At 46.0% G+C, this 19,672-nt stretch carries 14 protein-coding genes; 11 read left to right on the forward strand and 3 right to left on the reverse strand.

Features of this window, described 5'->3' with window-relative positions; translation table 11 throughout:
* The first annotated feature begins 188 nt into the window (after positions 1–188).
* From ABD744_RS11905 to ABD744_RS11920, 4 genes are all read left to right on the forward strand, one after another.
* Entirely contained in the window at positions 189–1,073 is an 885-nt protein-coding gene (locus ABD744_RS11905; protein ID WP_344798725.1) for a hypothetical protein, read from the forward strand.
* A 167-nt stretch (positions 1,074–1,240) separates the two neighbouring features.
* Positions 1,241–1,480: an HTH-like domain-containing protein gene (locus ABD744_RS11910; RefSeq protein ID WP_344798726.1), complete on the forward strand. Its 240-nt coding sequence runs from the start codon at positions 1,241–1,243 to the stop codon at positions 1,478–1,480.
* A gap of 158 nt (positions 1,481–1,638) precedes the next feature.
* Positions 1,639–4,299 (forward strand): TrlF family AAA-like ATPase, encoded by a 2,661-nt coding sequence (locus ABD744_RS11915; RefSeq protein WP_344798727.1) that lies wholly within the window; start codon positions 1,639–1,641, stop codon positions 4,297–4,299.
* Positions 4,300–4,325: 26 nt separating this feature from the next.
* Positions 4,326–5,546 (forward strand): RNA-binding domain-containing protein, encoded by a 1,221-nt coding sequence (locus tag ABD744_RS11920; RefSeq protein ID WP_344798728.1) that lies wholly within the window; start codon positions 4,326–4,328, stop codon positions 5,544–5,546.
* A 402-nt stretch (positions 5,547–5,948) separates the two neighbouring features.
* On the opposite strand, the gene ABD744_RS11925 is transcribed toward ABD744_RS11920, so the two are convergent.
* Positions 5,949–6,833: a LysR family transcriptional regulator gene (locus tag ABD744_RS11925; RefSeq protein WP_344798729.1), complete on the reverse strand. Its 885-nt coding sequence runs from the start codon at positions 6,831–6,833 to the stop codon at positions 5,949–5,951.
* A gap of 129 nt (positions 6,834–6,962) precedes the next feature.
* Here ABD744_RS11925 and metE point away from each other — a divergent pair, with 129 nt between their 5' ends.
* The 7 genes from metE to ABD744_RS11960 all read left to right on the forward strand — a co-directional run bounded on the left by metE (position 6,963) and on the right by ABD744_RS11960 (position 17,405).
* Positions 6,963–9,257, forward strand: coding sequence for a 5-methyltetrahydropteroyltriglutamate--homocysteine S-methyltransferase (gene metE, locus ABD744_RS11930; RefSeq protein ID WP_344798730.1), 2,295 nt, complete (start codon positions 6,963–6,965; stop codon positions 9,255–9,257).
* A 165-nt stretch (positions 9,258–9,422) separates the two neighbouring features.
* Positions 9,423–9,836, forward strand: a complete 414-nt coding sequence (locus ABD744_RS11935) for a CBS domain-containing protein (protein WP_344798731.1) — start codon at positions 9,423–9,425, stop codon at positions 9,834–9,836.
* A gap of 186 nt (positions 9,837–10,022) precedes the next feature.
* Entirely contained in the window at positions 10,023–10,814 is a 792-nt protein-coding gene (locus tag ABD744_RS11940; protein WP_344798732.1) for a helix-hairpin-helix domain-containing protein, read from the forward strand.
* Positions 10,815–11,150: 336 nt separating this feature from the next.
* Entirely contained in the window at positions 11,151–12,080 is a 930-nt protein-coding gene (locus ABD744_RS11945; RefSeq protein WP_344798733.1) for an alpha/beta fold hydrolase, read from the forward strand.
* Positions 12,081–12,507: 427 nt separating this feature from the next.
* Positions 12,508–14,241: a hypothetical protein gene (locus tag ABD744_RS11950; protein WP_344798734.1), complete on the forward strand. Its 1,734-nt coding sequence runs from the start codon at positions 12,508–12,510 to the stop codon at positions 14,239–14,241.
* A 116-nt stretch (positions 14,242–14,357) separates the two neighbouring features.
* Positions 14,358–15,101 (forward strand): aspartate/glutamate racemase family protein, encoded by a 744-nt coding sequence (locus ABD744_RS11955; protein ID WP_344798735.1) that lies wholly within the window; start codon positions 14,358–14,360, stop codon positions 15,099–15,101.
* Positions 15,102–15,365: 264 nt separating this feature from the next.
* Positions 15,366–17,405 carry a TonB-dependent receptor plug domain-containing protein gene (locus ABD744_RS11960; RefSeq protein WP_344798736.1) on the forward strand — a complete coding sequence of 680 codons (2,040 nt, stop codon included), beginning with the start codon at positions 15,366–15,368 and terminating at the stop codon, positions 17,403–17,405.
* Between the two features lie 264 nt (positions 17,406–17,669).
* Here ABD744_RS11960 and ABD744_RS11965 read toward each other — a convergent pair whose 3' ends face one another.
* Together ABD744_RS11965 and ABD744_RS11970 are read right to left on the reverse strand one after the other, a co-directional pair.
* Positions 17,670–18,632, reverse strand: coding sequence for an ABC transporter substrate-binding protein (locus ABD744_RS11965; protein WP_344798737.1), 963 nt, complete (start codon positions 18,630–18,632; stop codon positions 17,670–17,672).
* 92 nt (positions 18,633–18,724) lie between these two features.
* Positions 18,725–19,582: a PhnD/SsuA/transferrin family substrate-binding protein gene (locus ABD744_RS11970; protein WP_344798738.1), complete on the reverse strand. Its 858-nt coding sequence runs from the start codon at positions 19,580–19,582 to the stop codon at positions 18,725–18,727.
* Between the last annotated feature and the right edge of the window lie 90 nt (positions 19,583–19,672).

The raw sequence follows: 19,672 nt of genomic DNA on the forward strand, positions 1-19,672 counted from the left end.
ACTGTGAAAAACTGAACGACTTTGAAAAATTACTGCCTTGGAATGTTGAACTTGAGGTGGTACCAGAGCCGACAGTTCAAAACTAGATGTGGTTTGTTGATCGCTTACTATATATCGAAGCGCTACTTGCAGGTAAACAGCCAGGTAGCTCAAGCCCTGCTGTGCTGATGGGGTTGGAATTTAGGGAAGTGCTTAGCCTGATTCATTTCGTAGCACATTATCAAACGCGATTGCAGGGTGGTGGATCATTTAACCCTGTTGCATTGCGAAACTATGAATTAGCCCATGTTTACGAACAAGTATGGGGAATGCTACAAGCATGGCCAGACAACTTTTATTCACTGCTAGGCCAGTATGTTGACCGGCCAATGAGCACCAAAGGTCAAGCTGGTTTAAATAAGCACTTTAGAGATCTGTACGAACGCTTACATCGGCAACAAGAGAATCGAGGCATTGCTCGCATTAAGGCAGAATTTGATCGATACATTGAGGAATATTGGCCTGGCGTTTTGGAGCCGGAGCGGATCACCCGAATACAGCTAGCGTCAGCAACACGAAATATTATTTCCAAAAAGGAAGCTGCCCGTATACTGGGATCTCGCCTCGAAAGGATTGATAATCTTGTTCAGCAGGGGCGTATAACGCCGGTTGTCTTCAAAGGTAAGGCGCATTATCAGCGGAATCAGGTGGAAGCGCTTGCGAATGAAATATCGTCAAACTGGACGATGGCCGAAGCCTGCGAAGCCCTTGAAGTAACCCGGTACCAACTCAAACAGCTCCTGGATGCAGGAGTTATCCCTGCACTACAAAAGCCGGATAGTCTGAATCGAGACTGGATTGTCGATAAACTAGGCTGCCTTGACCTCATTAGTGTGCTGCGGAGCAATGCTCGCAAGTCAGAGCCTCCTTCGGGTGCTGTATCTATGGCGGGTGCCCAGCGCCAAGGGTATTCAATAGTCCAACTTGTTTTGTCTATGCAGAGTGGCGAACTTCAGTATAGTGTTGCTGCCGATGGTGATGCCACAACAAGCCTAAAACAATTCTTCGGCTTTAAAAACAACAAGATGGCGTAACTCTACCTTAAACGCTTGGTAAGCGGTGGCTTTTTCTGGGGGCTAGTCACGCATGCCATTTGATATTGGGACGTTGCTCAAAAACTGCCTATTTGCCCTTGTGCGATCCATTCTTTCTATATAAATTAGCTAAATTATCTAGTAGTTACAGTCGTGCAGGCTAAAAAATGAACGAGAACGACATTTACGGGCGCATCAAACAGGTTCTGGCTGATGCCCCTCGCAATCAGTACACCGCCGAGCTGCATCTGCAAATGATCAAATATGCCGATGAGCTAAAGAACATTACCGCCAAAGAGTTTTGTGAAGGGGTGGGCCTGCGAAGCAGTTTTGGTACGGAATTTAGCAAAATGCGCAATCTGACTCAGCGCCTGAAAGCTGCCGGGCTCGATACAGCCAAACTATAACGACTCAAATTTAATCGTGCTGGGCCAATGCTCGGCACTGTGAGGAATAACCATGGCCATTAAGAAGACCGAACTTTACTCCTCCCTTTGGGCCAGCTGCGACGAGCTGCTGATTGGTAAGACACGCTTGGTGCAACCGATAAATAAGGAGTCACAACATGGCTGACCAACAGCAAAGTTATAAAAAAGCTCGCTTTTTTAAATGTGCGTTGCAGGTTAATCCAGTGGGTTATATTCAATACCGTGGCCAACAGCAGGCTCTGTCTGAATCTGACTATAACCAGCAGTTGTTAAATGCTGCACTGGAGGCAGGCATTGAGATTATCGGTTTGGCTGATCATGGCTCTATAAATGGCTACGAAGAAATAAGAGATTTATTTCAATCGCATAACATCGTGGTGTTTCCCGGTTTTGAAATTGCCTCCAGTGAAAAAGTTCACTTAGTCTGTTTGTTTAACGAATCCACCACGGCAGATTTAATAAAAATGCATTTGGGCGCGTTAGGTGTAGATATTAATCAGCCTGCGGCGCCTGTACAAAAGTCTGCAATTGATATTATCAATTACGTCAATGAAAAAAGCGGTTTCATATACGCTGCGCACTGCACCAATGACGATGGTGTATTAAAGCGTCGGATGAACCATGTTTGGCAACATAAAGGGCTACTGGCTGCTCAAATTCCAGGTTCTATCGAAGATTTAAACGGTGTTGAAAGCGATTTTTACCGCAAAGTATTCCTGAACAAAGAGGCTAATTATAAGCGTGAACGGGAAATGGCCGCGATTAACGCGGCTGATGTTGAGGCACCTGAAAAAATAAAAGAAGCTGGGGCTTCCTGTTTAATCAAGATGACCAAGCCTTGTTTTGACTCGTTTAAACAAGCATTTTTGGATGCAGGCTCAAGGGTTCGTTTAAATTCCGATAAGCCGGAAAACTATGCATCTGCCCTTGAGCGTATTCGCTTTGTTGGCGGTTATCTGGACGGAGTTGATATTGAGTTGTCTGACCATCTAAATGCTGTTATTGGCGGCCGTGGTACGGGCAAATCAACCTTGTTGGAGTGTATTCGCTACGCATTCGCGTTGGAACCTAAGACTCAAAACGCGTTAAAACAGCATAAGAGTGTGATTGATACCAACCTTGGCAAAGAGCGGGGGTTGGTTGAAATTACGCTGCGCTCAGCCGTACTGCATGGCCGTAAATTCACAGTCAGTCGAAAATATGGCAACCAACCTGTGGTGGTGGATGAACAAGGCAATGTTTCTCCTTATCACCCCACCGATCTGCTGCCGGGCATAGAGCTTTACGGGCAAAATGAAATCTATGAAATGACCCGCGATGAGCATAGCCGCAATCAGCTTATAGAACGCTTTTTGGAGGGGGAACACGAGCAATTCGATGCCGATATTGCCAAGGTGCTGGCAAAACTGAAAGAAAATCGAGAATCCATCAAGCGTGCCCTGAGTCAAAAAGACGATGTTGAAGCAGAGGTGGAACGCTTGCCCAAGTTGTTGGATCAAGCTAAACAGTATCAAGCATTAGGGATTGAAGAAAAGCTGAAGATTATTCCTAAGCTCGAAAAAGAGAAACAGTTGAATGCGCGTGTTGATGAAGATGTGACTCACGTAAAAGACGCCATTGAAGCACTTAAAGACAGCTTGCCTGATACGGTTTTTTTAAGTGATAGCGCATTGGATGGCTTGCCTCATGCTGATTTATTTAGGCCGCAGCGTATGGTGTTGGACGCCTTAAAAGCAGGTGTACAGCAAGCGCTAGTGCAACTGGAACAGCTTGCTTTGAACGCAGATACACAGTTGGCACCGCTTAAGCAGTCGTTGTTGGAAAGACAGCAGACTGAAGAGCAGAATTTAGAAAAAGCCTTTAAAGATATTCCTGCAAGCCAAGGAAAAACGGGGCGTCAAATTGGCGCAGAGTATCAGACACTGCTGAAGCAAATTGAGCAGATCAGACCCAAGCAAACCACGTTGCAACATCGTCAGGCGCAAATTGACGAGTTGTACGGCCAGCGCAAAAAGCTATTACTGGAGTTGGATCAGCATACTAGCGCCAGAGCGACCAGTATTTTGAAGTCAGTCAAACGCTTAACGCGAAAGCTGGAGCAAAAGGTTCGGCTTACCTTGCAGCCGGAAGGGAACCGCCAAGCGTTTGTTGATTTTCTTAGCGAATGCAGTTTAGAAGGCGTAGGGTCTAAGCGCTTGGCTTGGGTGTTGGATGGCGATTTTTCACCTAGTAATCTCGCTGCGACTATTCGCCAGGGAGAAACAGAATTAGCCCAGAACTTCGGCATCACTGGTACGGTTATTACCGCCTTAACCCGATTGCCAGAAATAAAGCTCTTAGAGCTGGAAGAGCTGCAACTGCCCGATACTATGGCCATTGAACTGAATGTGACCCATGGCGAGCGAGAGGCGGTATTTCGCCCTATTGATGACTTATCGACGGGGCAGCAGTGTACCGCTGTTTTGCATCTGTTGCTTTTGGATAATCAAGATCCTTTGATTTTGGATCAACCGGAAGACAATTTGGATAACGCATTTATTGCCGAACGTATTGTCGCAGAACTTCGCAGAGCAAAACTAAGCCGCCAATTTCTGTTTGCCACACATAACGCCAATATTCCAGTATTCGGTGATGCAGAATGGATAGGTGTGTTAAGTGTTGAAGATAATAAAGGGATGATTTTGCCAGAGCAGCAAGGGGCTATTGATGTACCCAAAGTTCAAGAGCTGGCAGCCGATATTTTGGAAGGCGGCAAGAGTGCGTTCAATCAGCGCCGTGAGAAATACGGTTTTAATTGAGCACTTGTGCCCCTTGGGAGAAAAGCATGTTAAAGACAGAATTATTAGAAATTATTGCCAATGGTGAAAACTCAGGTGTGGAGTTTAAGCGTGACGATATTCGCCCTGAACAACTGGCAAAAGAAGTGGTGGCTATGGCCAACTTCCAAGGTGGAAGAATTCTACTTGGCGTCGAAGACGACGGGGTAATCAACGGTATCCAAAGGGGCGATCTCGAAGAATGGGTTATGAATGTTTTTCAGAACAAAATCCACCCTATGATTTTGCCCTTTTATGAAGAGGTAAAGTTGGACGATGACAAAACAGTGGCGGTTGTGAGCTTTCCTATTGGTATCTCAAAGCCTTATGTCGTTCGTCACAGCGGGAAAGAAGAAATCTACATTCGTGTAGGAACAACGTCTAGACTGGCTACCAGAGAGCAGCAAATGCGGCTGTTTGAATTGGGTGGCATGTTACACACTGAAGTCATGCCCGTTCCTCGCACAGATATCAGTTGTTTGGATGATGCGCGGCTGATGAATTATGTTAGGGATATCTTGCGTGATCCAGATGTGCCGCAGTCTCCAGAAGAATGGCAGACAAGGCTTCTCGGGCTTGGGTTTTTAACGGAAGCGGCAGGCAACATTTGCTGCACCATTGCAGGGCTGGTGTTATTTGGCAAAAGCCCGCGCCGTTATTTAAAGCAAGCTGGATTAAGAGTGATGGCATTTACTGGCGATGATAAGGAGTACCAAGCCGCGCTGGATGACATTATTGATGGTCCGATGGTTGGTCGCTGGGATCTCGATGGTGGTGATAAGCGCCTAGTTGATGGTGGAGTTATTGAGCGCTTCATGGAGGCGATGACACCGTTTATATCTCAGGAATCCGGAGAAGTAAACGAGGGGCTGAGACGAGAAATACAATGGTTTTATCCGATTGAGGCGGTTAGGGAAGCATTGATAAATGCGTTGGCGCACCGTGATTGGACTCGATTTGTTGAAATCGAAGTTTCTGGCTATTCAAATCGCCTTGAGGTCATTAGTCCAGGGGCGTTACCAAACTCGATGACAATAGAAAAAATGAAGGCTGGCCAGCGCTCGCCGAGGAATACCATTGTCATGGAGGTTTTACGTGATTATGGCTATGTCGATTATCGTGGGATGGGAGTAAGAACAAAAATTGTTCCGCTAACCAGAGCGCTCACGGGTAAAGAGCCAGAGTTTGAATTAACCGATGATCATCTAAAAACTGTATTATATCGTTAGCCAAGGATGAGACATGAGTAACGTAGGACAGCGCGACCGCATAAGCTAACAGTGTATTGTTGGTTTTTTTAACGGACTTAGGCTATCGCCATTTGGGTGATTGGCAGGATCATCACAATGAACGCTTCAGGGGTATATGAACAAGCGGCTTCCCGATTGGCGGGGTGATGAGACTTAATAGTACGGTTTGGATATGATCAGGTCGAGAATAGTCAATTTGGGAATTTTTATAACCTTTCCCTATAAAACAGCTTATAGGTTTTTGATAAAAATGACTGGAATTAGGTGGGTGTAGGCAGATGTTTTTATAATGTTTTCCTATAATCCACATAAACGTTGCTATGCCGCACATTCATGGCCAGGTTATCAGATAGAAGCACTTTGAGTGCTTTGCTTGGTAACTTATTTGGTAACCCTGGCCATATCAATAAACGACTTTAGATAGTCGATTTCTTTATCGCTTTTTCGTGTTCCCAGAAAAATTTGCTTAGCCAGGCCGTGATCGCCCAGCCGTACCGGCGCGACCGGAATTTTATGGGCGTACTCTTCGACCAGCCATTTCGGCAGGGCCGCCACGCCTCGACCCGCTGCTACCATTTGCAGCATGATGTCGGTGGTTTCGATGGTTTTATGTTGCTTCGGGCTGCAATTGGCGGGCAGTAGAAACTGGTTGTAAACGTCCAGTCGCTCAATTTCCACCGGATAAGTGATCAGCACTTCGTTTCTGAGTTGTTCTGGTTCTGCTTGCTGTGCTTGAGCCAAAGGGTGGTTTCTGGCAACAACCAACACTTGTTCATAATCAAATACGGGTTCAAAGGTCAATTCTTCTTTAAACAACGGGTCTGGTGTCACCAAAATATCAATGTCGTAGCCAAATAATGCGCCAATGCCGCCAAACTGGAATTTTTGTTTCACGTCCACATCGACATCGGGCCATTGTTTTAAGTAAGGCGAAACGACTTTAAGCAACCACTGATAACAGGGGTGGCATTCCATGCCTATTCGTAATGTGCCTCGCTGCCCTGATGCGATGTGGTTCATTACCTGTTCGGCGTGTTCGAATTGTGGCAGCAACCGGTTGGCCAGAGAAAGTAAGAAGTTGCCTGCTTGTGTAAAGCGAAGGTTCCGGCCTTCTTTGACCCAAACCGGGGTATTGATTTGCTGCTCCAGTTTTTTGATGGCGTGGCTGAGGGCCGACTGAGATAAGCAAAGTGCTTCAGAGGCGGCGGTTAATGATCCTTGTTTCTCGACTTCGCGAATGATTGCGAGGTGACTTCGTTCAATCATGGTTAACTCGTGTGCTGTCGTTAGCGAATTTTATTCATGAATAAAATTAATGGGTTGATGAGATAATACCATTATTATTCATGGGTTTTGCGTTTTATGATCGGCTCCATTAAATAAAGGAGTCATCACATGGTAACCACACACAACTTAGGCTTTCCGCGCATCGGTGCGAAACGGGAATTAAAATTTGGCTTGGAGTCATACTGGAAAGGTCTGTCGGATCAAGAGACGCTGACTTCGTTAGCGGCTCAGCTAAGAGCGCTGCATTGGCAGCAACAGTCTGTGCTGGATTTTATTCCGGTGGGCGATTTTTCTTTTTACGATCAGGTATTGGACATGAGCTTCACTCTGGGCAATGTGCCTGAGCGAGTGAGTGGTCGGGAAGGCATTGCGCTAGATAATTACTTTCGGGTGGCTCGTGGTCGTTCTGCCGGGGATTCAGATTGCAGTTGTGTCCATGCTGGTGAGATGACGAAATGGTTTGATACAAATTATCATTACATTGTGCCTGAGTTCACCGCTGACACTGCATTTAACTTGGATGCTTCACGCTTATTGGCACAAATCGAGGAGAGTCGGGCACAGGGTCATCAAATTAAGCCAGTGATTATCGGTCCGGTGAGTTATCTGTGGCTGGGTAAGTCGAAAGATGCCTCGGATCGGTTGGCTCTGCTGGAGCGTTTATTGCCCGTTTATGCCGAGTTATTAAATGCCCTGTCTGAGGCGGGGGTGACTTGGGTACAAATTGATGAGCCTGTGTTGGTCACTGAATTATCGGCCGAGTGGAAACACGCATTTACGTTGGCTTACCATCACCTGAAAAGCACACCGGTTCAATTGTTGTTGGCGACGTACTTCGGCGCGTTGCAGGATAATCTCCAATTGACCTGTGAATTGCCGGTGGCAGGACTGCACTTGGATGCGATTTCTGCTCAGGATGAAGTCAGCCGGGTGATTGATTGGCTGCCTGCTCATAAAGTGTTGTCGTTAGGGGTGATTAATGGCCGGAATGTTTGGAAAACGGATTTAAACGCCACGTTGGAGTGGCTAATACCTGTTTACCAAAAATTGTCTTCCAGGTTGTGGTTGGCTCCGTCTTGTTCGCTATTGCATGTGCCTGTGGATTTGGGTGTTGAAACTCAGTTGGATACAGAAGTCAGTAATTGGCTGGCTTTTGCTTTACAAAAACTGGAAGAGTTGCAGGTATTGGCGACTGCGTTGAACAAAGGCAGAGCCAGTGTGGAGGCGGAGCTAACTGAAAACGCTGAAGCCATTGCCAGCCGCCGTAACTCAAGACGCGTCCATAACGCTAAGGTTAAGTCGGCAGTGGCGGAACTGGATTCTGCTTGGGGACAAAGAGCCAGTGACTACGCACAACGAGCGACAAAACAAGGCAAGTTATTAAACCTTCCTGCGTTTCCAACGACGACGATAGGATCGTTTCCGCAGACCACGGAGATTCGTCAGGCAAGGCAACAATTTAGAGCCGGTCGGTTGAATACAGCCGATTACACAACCCTGATGCAGAAAGAAATTCAGCGTTGTGTGGAAGAACAAGAGGCGTTAGGGCTGGATGTGTTGGTGCACGGTGAAGCCGAACGGAACGACATGGTGGAATATTTTGGTGAACAACTGGAGGGTTATATTTTCAGCCAGTTCGGTTGGGTTCAGTCGTATGGTTCTCGTTGTGTAAAACCGCCAATCATTTATGGTGACATTGCTCGACCTTCGGCCATGACCGTAACCTGGACAGGGTATGCTCAATCTCTGACTCAGAAGCCAATGAAAGGGATGTTGACCGGGCCTGTGACCATTTTGAATTGGTCATTTGTGCGAGATGACCAGCCGAGAGCGACTACCTGTTATCAGTTAGCTTTGGCCATTCGGGAAGAGGTGCTTGAACTGGAAAAGAGTGGCGTTCAAATTATTCAAATTGATGAAGCGGCTTTGCGCGAAGGGCTGCCTTTGCGTAAATCTCAATGGCAGTCTTACTTGGACTGGGCGGTTGCTTCGTTTCGAATCGCTGCCAATGGGGTTAAGGACGAAACCCAAATTCATACCCATATGTGTTATTCCGAATTCAACGACATCATTCAAGCCATTGCCGATATGGATGCCGATGTGATCACCATTGAAACGTCCCGCTCTGATATGGAATTGCTGGACGTCTTCGATGACTTTCGTTATCCGAATGAAATAGGTCCGGGCGTGTATGATATCCACTCACCGAACATTCCAAGTGAAACGCAAGTGGTGAAACTGATGAAAAAGGCGGCTCAACGAATCCCGGTTGAACGATTGTGGGTGAACCCGGACTGTGGTTTAAAAACCCGGCAGTGGGATGAAGTTCGACCTGCATTGAAGAATATGGTGGCCGCTGCGCAGGCATTGCGAAAAGCCTATGCTCCGGTTCGTGCCAATTAGTTTGCGTCGATAGGATTGGTAAGCAGTGATTCAGGCCCGTTACTCTTCAGTAATGGGCTTTTTTTTGTTTGATATTTGCTGAATTTCTGTCGGACAGATCCCCGCTAAGTTTTTTAAAATCGTCTATGGTTGTTGTGCGCCGTTACTTTTTGTCGAGGTAAAACAATGATCATCAAAAACTACATGTCTTCTGAGTGTCTGACGCTGAAACCCAATTCCACGCTGGCTCAGGCGCGTGAATTAATGGAGACCAGGCGGGTGCGCCAATTGCCTGTGGTGGATGCGGAAAACCGGCTGGTGGGCATTTTGTCCAAACGTGATATTTATGCCGCCAGTGTCTCCGTTTTATCGAAAAACTATGAACGAGAAAAGAAATTGATAGAAAGCCATATCAGTGTTGAAGAGATTATGACCAGAGATGTGCGCACGGTGTCTCCTAATGATGATTTGGCCTCCGCCGCTTTGACCCTGCAGGAAATGCGGGTGGGGGCATTGCCTGTTGTGGAAGATGGAAAACTGATCGGCATCATCAGTAATACTGACTTTTTGGGCATCGCCGTGATGCTGTTGGAAAAATAAAACAAGGGTTACCTTGAACCTGAATTGATCTGGCGCTTTATACATGGAAATAAATGGGTCGGGTTCTTGAAATGATTGCCCAATAAACTTTAATCTATCAATGATTCAATAATCTCAGGGTTGCTCCTGGTAGCAGGGAAGCAGGCTGATATTTCTAAACTTTTATAACTAAAATCGAGAGTTTTTATGATGGCCAAATCGACCAAGAAGAAAGTGGAAAAGGAACTGGCAAAAGCAAAAGAGAAAAGTTCTGAATTATTGAAAGACATAAACGACATCATTGCATCGGCAAAACACGACCTTCAAAAGCAAATGGATGAGCTGACAGAACAAGTGAAGTTGTTGAGTAAAGACCCAGCAAAAGAAGCGATGAAACTGCTTAAAAAAGCTGAAAAACAATACAAAAAACAACTGGCGAACATCCACAAAGAATTTGATGAGCGCACGGAAGCCTTGGTGAAAGCGAAGGATAAGTTGATTGCTCAGCTGGAAGATGAAATTGCCACCCGGTTTGGCAAAGCGCCGAAGGCCAAATCTGATCAGAAGCCGGCCGAAAAACCGAAAGCGGAAGTCAAAGCTCCTTCGCAGCCGAAAGCAAAGAAAGCAACAAAGTCTGAAGTTGCAACGTCAAAATCCGATGGGGCTAAAACAGCTAAGGCGAAAACCACAACGGCTAAAAAGGTGGTTGCTAAAACAGCAACTAAAACCAAGGCTAAACCTGAAGTTCAGCCGAAAGCCGCAGCGGCTAAACCCGCGAAAGCAGCAAAACCGAAAGCAGCCTCAAAAGCGACTAAATCTCCGTTGGCTTCCGTTAAAGGCATTGGACCTGTGACGATTCAGAAGCTGGAAGATGCAGGCATTAAAACCCTGGAAGATTTGGCAACCCCTTCCGCAGCAAAGAAAAAGACATTGGAAGGCTTTAGTAGCGTCAGAGGTTTTGATACCTGGCAGGAACAAGCGAAAGCTTTGTTGAAATAAATGCTCTAACGAACCTCCCGTTCGAGAGGTTCGTTTCTTTTCTCTCCCTCCTCCTGCACGAAACCTGCATTGATTCAGTTGCCTTTCGGCGCGTCTCTATTTGTGAGCGGTTTGTTGCGTAGCTCATAGCATGGGTTTGCCCTTCATTGAGGGATCGTTTTGCGAGTCGATATGATTTGGATTTCCGGTTTTCTTAAATTTGCGTGAGTATTTTCTGATTTTTGGGAAGGTGTTTTCCAGTTAATTATTTAGGCTATTTCCCTGTGTAACAGCTAAGTTCTAGATAATGAGGGCGGTTGTGTTGATCCGGGCCCTAATGAATCAGGAGGTTATTGCATGCAGCAATCCTTGAGGCCTGTGGTTGTTGAGCCGACCGAATATTTTATCGAAGCCAACGGACTTAAGTTCTGCGTGGAGGAACGCGGAAACCCCAATGGCCCACCGATTGTCTTAATCATGGGGTTGGCGTGTCAAATGATCAGTTGGCCAGAATCTTTGCTGAATGGTTTAGCGGCACAAGGTTATCGGGTTATCCGGTTTGATAATCGGGATGTTGGTTTAACAGACAAGCTTCAATCGCACGTACGTGTGGATATTCGCCTCGCTTTTTTATTTCATAAATTCGGATTAAAACCCAGAGCAAACTACACCTTGCATGATATGGCTGAGGATACCGCGTGTTTGATGGATGCGTTGGGCATTGATCAGGCGCATGTGGTGGGGGTTTCGATGGGAGGCATGATCGCTCAACTGTTGGCTTCTCATTATCGGCATAAGGTGGCCTCGTTAACGGCCATGATGTCGTCGACAAACTCAGCGAGATTGCCATTGCCGGAGTTCAGTTTGATGCTGAAATTAGGAGCGCCGGCTTCAGGTCACCATGAAAAGGCCGTGGTGAAGCGCTGGATTCGTTTCTGGCAGGCCATTCAAAGCCCTGAGTACCCCACATCATTAGCCGATGTGACGGGGTTGGTAGAGGCCATGTATCAAAGGAACTATTGCGCCGGAGGAACGCTTCGACAATTGCAGGCGATTCTTGCCACAGGCAGTCTTGAACAGGCGATTAGTCGAATACAAGTTCCGACCTTGGTCATTCATGGCAGTTGTGACCCGCTGCTCAAACCTGCGTGTGGCAAAGCCATTCACCGCAAAGTACCGGGTGCGCGGTTTAAATTGGTTCGGGGGTTAGGGCATGATTTGCCGGAAGCCTTAGTGCCCGAATTTGTAAGTATGATTGATGGTCACGCGAAGGACTCGGTGTTTTAGTTGGACTTTTGTTGAAAAAGGCCAAAGGATCAGGTTGAAATATGAGGTTGACTGCAAAAATAACAAGTTATCTCTTTATTAAATATAGGCTGGAAACCCGGCGTTTGAATGCCGATCACTTAGATACAAGCAGGAATCTTTCGTGCCAAAATCTAGGATATAAGTTGTATTTTTAAGAGTAAATATCACTAACTGTTTTGGCTGTTATTCTTAAACGCACTTAAATTACATAACAATAATACATTGAATTTGTTGGTATTTATTCTCATTTACTGTCAAGTTAATGCTTTTTTCGTAATACTAAAGTATGAATTGGTATAAAAATTCACCTACTTTTAGGTTTTGAGTGGCAACTTGGATGCGAAATCAGAATGTCCATATCTATATTCGACTTATGGATGTTCATGACGCAAACGAGGTTAAGACCATGAAAAACTCCCATATTCATAGCAATGAAGTAAGTGGTAATGTGATTAATTCTGCGAGTGGCGTAAATAAAGTTCGAGCCGAGCTTTCGACCCCTTATTATATGGACAAGTTTCACAAGCAATACCATTCCGCAGTCTCAGAAAAACGCAATAAGCGATTGTCTATTAAGCAGTTTCCAGAAGGGTTTACCGCTTTTTCAGAAAAATCTCCGGACGATACCAATACCGATTTTGGCGATGCCTGGATGTATAACTCCGGTAAAAGTCTGGGTGTTTGTAATGAAATTTATGCACACCCGGAATTGGAAGAGCTGTCACTGGAACACTCATCGCACCGGCGGAACCGGTTACGTCGCACGCAAAAATTGTGGGCAGATTTATTTCAACACGATGAGGATTTGATGTATTCCAGTGACCAATATTCGCTGGTCAGCCGTTTGTCACACAATGTATCTGTGATCTCGACACTGGAAGCACGGGACGAAATTTATTTCCCTATGGCCTTTCTTAAAGGCAATCGTGCGTTAGGTGGCGCTTACACGTATTTATGGCAGGCGGCCACGCCAGAGCAAAGTAAAGTTCAGCGGGCGCCAATTGCAGATAAGCCGATTAAGGAATTCCATACCGGGGGTTGTTTGTTCGGTTCGACCTTGTACGGTGTTGACCAGCAGGGAGAACGTCACCCTCTGACCAACCCTCATCATCAAATACCAGAAGGGCGTATCGTAGAAAGTATTTATTGCCCCTACGATAGTCACCCGGATGAATTGTTAACTCGCCAGTCGCTAATCAACCTTGTACCTATGATGAAAGCCCTCAGTCATGAGCAAGCGATTAAGCTCCGTTATCACCTGCCTTTGGCGAATTACATTATTTATGGCCTCAATTGGTACTTCAAAGGCCAACTGACCTATGAATCTCTGTTGCAGTACATTGATTTAGTCAAAGAGCGGGCCGGAGATCATTTAACCTTTTTGGCGGGGTTTGAAAGAGAACACGGTATCACTGTGTTGACCTCCAACACCATAGAGTCTTTGGCGTTGGTGGAGACGCCTACCCATCAATTATTAACTTCTTTACTGAATAAGATTGGTGTGGAGCAGCGGGACTGTCAGACCTTGAGCCAGGAAGAGATAACCGCTTATCGGGCGAAGGTATCCGAAGCCATGTGGACGTTTCTGGCCAACCAACCGGTGGCAGAAAGTGACCTCTGGTATGAAGTGCGTACTAAGGTGAACGAAGGTCAGCTGAAGATTGATTTAGGGGATCTTTTATCCATTAATTACATGGATTACAGCGCGAATCTGGCTATGTCTGTGGTGCAACATGGTGACCGTGAAGTGATGTCGTTATTACCCACCCACGAAAGCCCTGTGATGCACTGGTACAAGCGGGCATTAGCGGAAGAATACGGTGCCGCCTTATGCATGCAGTGGTTGGTGCCCATCAAAGTGCATATGTCGGACTTCAGGGATCGTTTATTTTTTACCGAAGATTATCTCAGCCAGATTGAAGATGTAATGTCGAACAATCTGGTCGCAAAAAACTTTCTGCAAACGGCCTCGATCGCCCTGGACTCTCCGGAGTTGGCTGACGTAATGGCAGAGCAAATTCATTCCGGTTTTATCATGCACGAGCAATCCATTCAGTGGGAAGAAGAAAAAACTCAGGCTGTCATGGGGGCTGTAGCCGATATCTTTATTCTGAATACAGAAGAAGCAGAAATTACATGAGTGATATTGGCTTTGTTCGGGGTGGCTTTCGTCTCATCCCGAGCATAGTTTCCGATCGTTTTGAATGAATACCGCGTTTCTTTTTTAATTTTGATTGAAATATTGAGGTGTCTCCCATGACCAAGCCGTTTCGAATGAAAGTCATTATTCCCATCAACAACGCTTCTTATAACGATGAGTTGAAAGAAGTGGTCACCGCTGTGGCCCCGCCGGATTTATACATTGAAGTGGATAACATCAAGGCAGGGAATACATCCATAGAAAGTCGTTGGGACAAAACAGTGAATGCTCCGCACGTGGTCGCTATGGTTGTTCAGGCCGAGCACGATGGATTTGATGGGGTATTTGTGTCGGATTTTGATTTCTGTGGCGTAGAGGAGGCTCGCGAGCTGGTGGATATCCCAGTCGTTGGAGGCTTTCGACCCAGCGCTTACACCGCCATGATGTTGGCGGAAAAATTTTCCATTGTCACTTTTGCCCACTCGGTCATGGACATGCAGTCATCTCATAGTCGGCTGTTTGGTATCGCGCCGAATTTTGCCTCCATTAGCCCAATTGATTTAACAGTTCATCAACTGGTGGACCGGGATAAAGTGGTGGAAAAGGTCTATCAGGCCAGCCTGACAGCAATAGAGGCCCATGGTGCCGATGCCATTATTCTTGGTTGTACCGGGTTTAACTATATTGCCGAGCCTGTTGCCCGGTTACTCAAGGAGAAATATCAGGTCAATGTGCCGGTGATTGATCCAAACCATGCGGCGGTGAGTTACTTATACGGTTTAATCAGAAATAATCTGTCCCAAAGTCGGCTGACCTATGTCACCTCGCCCAATTATTCGGGAACAGAATATTCGTTGTGAGGTGGAAGTTTGTTGTTACAAAAATAGCCGATGAAAATTGAACTACACTCTGATACTTGAAGAGAACGTGATATGAGAATAGTGCGTGATGTTTGAAATACCCACCAGAAAAATGAGAGAGTAGGTGTCTTAATTTTTTGAAGGGCGAGTCGATAACTGAAGCCATCAGTTGCCAGTAATCAGAAGTAATACTGGATGATAGAAAAGGGTGCTCTGTGATATTGGTAGTAAAGAGAGGGCATCTTGGTGTTTTAGGAGTGAACCATGGCGTATGTAAAGACAGGCTTTTCCATCTGGCTGTTGATATTTTGTTGTATTTCTTCCGTTTGGGCAGAAGAGCACGTTGTCGGAGCTTTAGAGGAAGAGATTCGATGGCTTCAGGAAGAAGTGTTTGTCACGACTGCAACCAAAACGAAAGAGACCATAGAAAAGTCCGGCGCGACGGTGACCGTGATCACGGCGGAAGACTTACGAGCGTCCGGTGCCCGCACACTGATGGATGCGTTAAAACGGGTGCCAGGGCTAGGTGTCCATCAATTCTTCATGGGCAGTGCATCTGTGGAAGTCCGTGGGGTAAAAACCGACTTTGCTGAAAAAGTACTGTTTTTGGTGAACGGTCATCCCATCAATAATAACCTTGTGAACGGTGGTGCCATGTGGGGTTACAACCAGTTCATCGTGGAAGACATCAAGCAGGTGGAAATTGTTCGTGGGCCTGGCTCTTCTTTGTATGGGGCTAACGCATTTGTGGCTGTGATTAACGTCATCACCAAGCAAGTGGATGATTTGCGTGGGGTCGAAGTTTCTGTGGGCGCGGGCAGCTACGACACTCGCAAAGTAAATATTCAGGGGGGCGTTCAGCAAGGGGATTTCGACATGGCCGTCAACTTCAATGCGCTGGATACTGATGGCGATGCAGGTAAAGTCGATTCTGATGCGATAGGTAACTCGGGAAGAACCGATTATTGGCGTGAGCGTTATGAAGTAGGAATGAATTTCAGTTTTGGTCATTTCTGGGGGCAGGGCAAATACGTTGAGCGCAAGAGTGGTCCATACCTAGGCGCTAATAATGTGTTGAATAATGAATCTAAGCAAAAATATGTCGATTATTTTATTGAGGGCGGTTACCGCAGAGACCTGACCAGCAAGCTGGGCTTCAGCGGCAAAGTTTATTTTAATCATTTTGAATTTGATAATTTTTGGGAAATTTACCCGGAAGGTTCCACTGTAGTTAATGCTGATGGCAGTACAACCCAATACCCTCAAGGTTTACGAGTACGCAGCCCTATTAACCACGATGTAACCGGTATTGAGTTACAGCTTGAATATCAGCTGTCGTTGAATCAAAAACTGCTGTTTGGCACTTTGTTTGAGCACCAAAGCCAGTACGGCGTTGAACATTGGTTAAGCGCGGATGGTGGTCCATTGATCGATATTTCAGAAAATGCGAATTGGAATGATAGTCATGTGCGTGACATTACAGCTGCGTTTATTCAGGACATCTGGGATATTACCGAAGACATCCGTTTAATTGCCGGAGCTCGTTACGATTATTACAGTGACTTTGGCGATACCTTTAACCCTCGTGCAAGCCTGACCTGGGCGTTTCACCCGGATGTTCGATTTATCACGACCTACGGTTCTGCGTTCCGAGCGCCGACCTTTGGTGAACTTTATAATATTAATAATCCGGCTATTGTAGGTAATCCAAATGTTAATCCTGAGGAAATAGAAACTTTTGAAATAGGTTTCCAAGGGAACCTAAACAGAAAAACCTCGGCTTCGTTTATTTGGTTCTACAATCAAATTGATGAGCTGATCGCGAGTGTTGAGGGTGATAGTGCTGCAAATACACACGGAAACGCCGGCAAGCTGAGTGTTCAAGGAGCTGAGTTGGAGATAGAAACTCGGTTAAAGGATGGCTCAACATTAGCGGCCAACTACACATATCAACACGCGATTAATGAGGTGACTGATGAGCGAACTGCGGATGTGCCTTTGCATCGGGCAAACCTGACGTTTAATTATTACATTTCACGCAATTTGAGCTTTTTCAGCGGTTTGATGTACAAAGGTGAAACGTATCGAGTCAGTAGCGATGCCCGCGATAATGTGGATGAGTACGTTACCTTGGATTTGGCATTGGTGACACAGGGTTATGTGGCTGAGAATCTGGACTTAAAGCTGACCGCCTACAATGTGTTTGATAAGCAATACTTTGATCCTACTCCGATAGGTGTGATGGAGTCAGACTACCCTAAACCCGGACGAAGCTTTTTCGTGGATGCCTTATATCATTTTTAATGGTTGCGCGTTTTTATCCTAAGTTGCTGATGCATACATTCAGGCCCTGTTCCACGGATAGGGTCTTTTTGTTTGCCAAGCAAAACTGGGAAAGTGTCAGTTTGAAAGAAACCTGAAGCTCTCTGGTAGAAGGGGGAAAGATAACCCTCATCACAAGGGTGTTGTTTTCCATTTGCTGATTAGAGATGGTTTTCCAGCTGAGATGCAGGTTTGTATTTAAGTGCTCGTTGCCTGCTTCATGATGGTATCGGGGCAGAAGAGTATCTATTCAATTAAATCATTGACCGCATCCAGAGCCTCGTAATTGAGGTTTAACTGGTATGCCTCCACTTTATTGAGATTAAGCGAAATTTTACTGCCGGCAGGAAATTGAATTCTTTGGGCTGGCGGTCTTTGTTTAATGACGTTGTTAATAAGAATCGCCGCTTGGCGACCGACTGTGGGTAAATCGGCGCTGATGGTTAAGGTCGCGCCGAATTCGGCAAAGACTTCATTGGTCGCAAATACCGGGCGCTTATTGATTTTAGCCGCCTTGAAGATGGCGTGTACTTTTTCGGAGGAGTTGAGGATAACCGGGTCGGCTATTAACCATAAAGCATCCGCTGAGGTTACCGCTTCATTGATGTAGACCGATAAGTTGCGGGATGATTCCACTTTCAGTGGTATCAGGGTTAAGTTCAGTTCTTTGCTGGCCGCGATGGCCTGTTTGACCAATGCCAGGTTGGTTTTATTGAACATGACGGCAATGCTTTTTATATCCGGGAAGAAGTGTTTAAACATGGCCAGTTGCGAGGCCGGAGCAATGTCGCTGGACACGCCGTAGAAGTTTTTCTGGTCTTGAAATGATCGCCAGTTCAAAACTGAACTGAATACCACAGGTTGTGTGGGCGCTATGTGGTCAACACTGCCCAGTGCTTTGGCGCCGATACCGTAGATGGCATCGAAGTGATGGCTGTTAAGGGCGTCTTGGATGTGCTGGACAGGCGCATGATTATCCTGAAGGTTCAGAATGGAAATATTTTTACCGTTAATGTTATTGGTGAAGGCGTTTTGCGCTGTCTTATAGCGTTCAACAGATGCGTTTGAGTTGATTAATAAGACACTAGGCTGATTGCCGTGAGCCGCAGGTTGTTGAATCAAAGCCGGTGAGTGCTTGGCTGGCGTTACGCAACCTGACAAGACGAGGCTTACCAACAGAGCCGAGAACCAGCGGATGATGGTCGTCATTCGGCAGCGCTCTTTGCAGCAAGTGTCCTTGCGACAGAACCTTTGGCGTTGAGCATGATGGTGTTTAAACATGACCGGTTTCATTAATCTTTTCATGGCTTCCTGCCCTCACGCAAACCCTGACTTATTTGCAAGCCAGACTGATAAAAAGTGTCTGCGTTATCGATATGTTTCCAGTTGTCTAACCCTAGTATGGATAAAGGTATTTTTCCGCTCGGGGTTTCACTCATCTGGTTAATAAGCGTAATGAGTTTTTCTTGGTGCTTGCTTGGTTTGTTGGAAGCGACCACCGTCAGTCTTGGGAATACCTGGCTACGACCTACCACCGTCAGTTGGTCGTATTGATTTTGGTATAAGGTTTTTAATTGGTCGAAGCTGTCTTCGGTGCTCAGTGCTCCCTGGGCCATGCCAAAACCCACCGCCAACAGCGCATCGACGTCTTTTGGCACAATTAAGAGCTGATCAGCATGGATATTTGATAATTTGTGACTGCTTTGCATTCCCTTGAGTACGGCTAAGCTGTATTTTTTAGTCCCGGCAGACGCTATGGTGATATTAGCCCAGTCGGTGATTGGGGTGGCTTTGTTGAGAACCAGCAGTTTTTTGTAATAGATACTGCCGTTTTTCATTCCAACCAACTGCGCTTCGAGGGTGAGCTCTTTTCGGAACGAATGGAACAGCCAGCTGGACATCATAAACAGGGCTTGATTTTCGGTCCGAACCAGGTGCTCAAAAGTGGCTTGGTCACTGACGGGTTGAAACTGATAGTTCCCAAAAGTAGCCAAAAACTGATCAAACTTGTGCTTTAATATGGAGTTACGGTTGATGTTAATTTCGGGGTTATAAAAGTAGATTGTCAGGGGTGATTGAGCAAAAGACTGCACACTGGTGGCCATCATTACCAGAGTAAAGGCCAGCTTGAGGCTGATTGATTTAAGTGTGGAGCGCATTTGTTGTTCGGAACCTGTAACCTTGAAAGGTTAATTTATTGATCAATATATAGGAATGATTGTCGATATAGTCAAATTCAACCTATGATT

This window comes from Litoribacillus peritrichatus, from assembly GCF_039537985.1.
Taxonomy (GTDB): domain Bacteria; phylum Pseudomonadota; class Gammaproteobacteria; order Pseudomonadales; family Litoribrevibacteraceae; genus Litoribacillus; species Litoribacillus peritrichatus.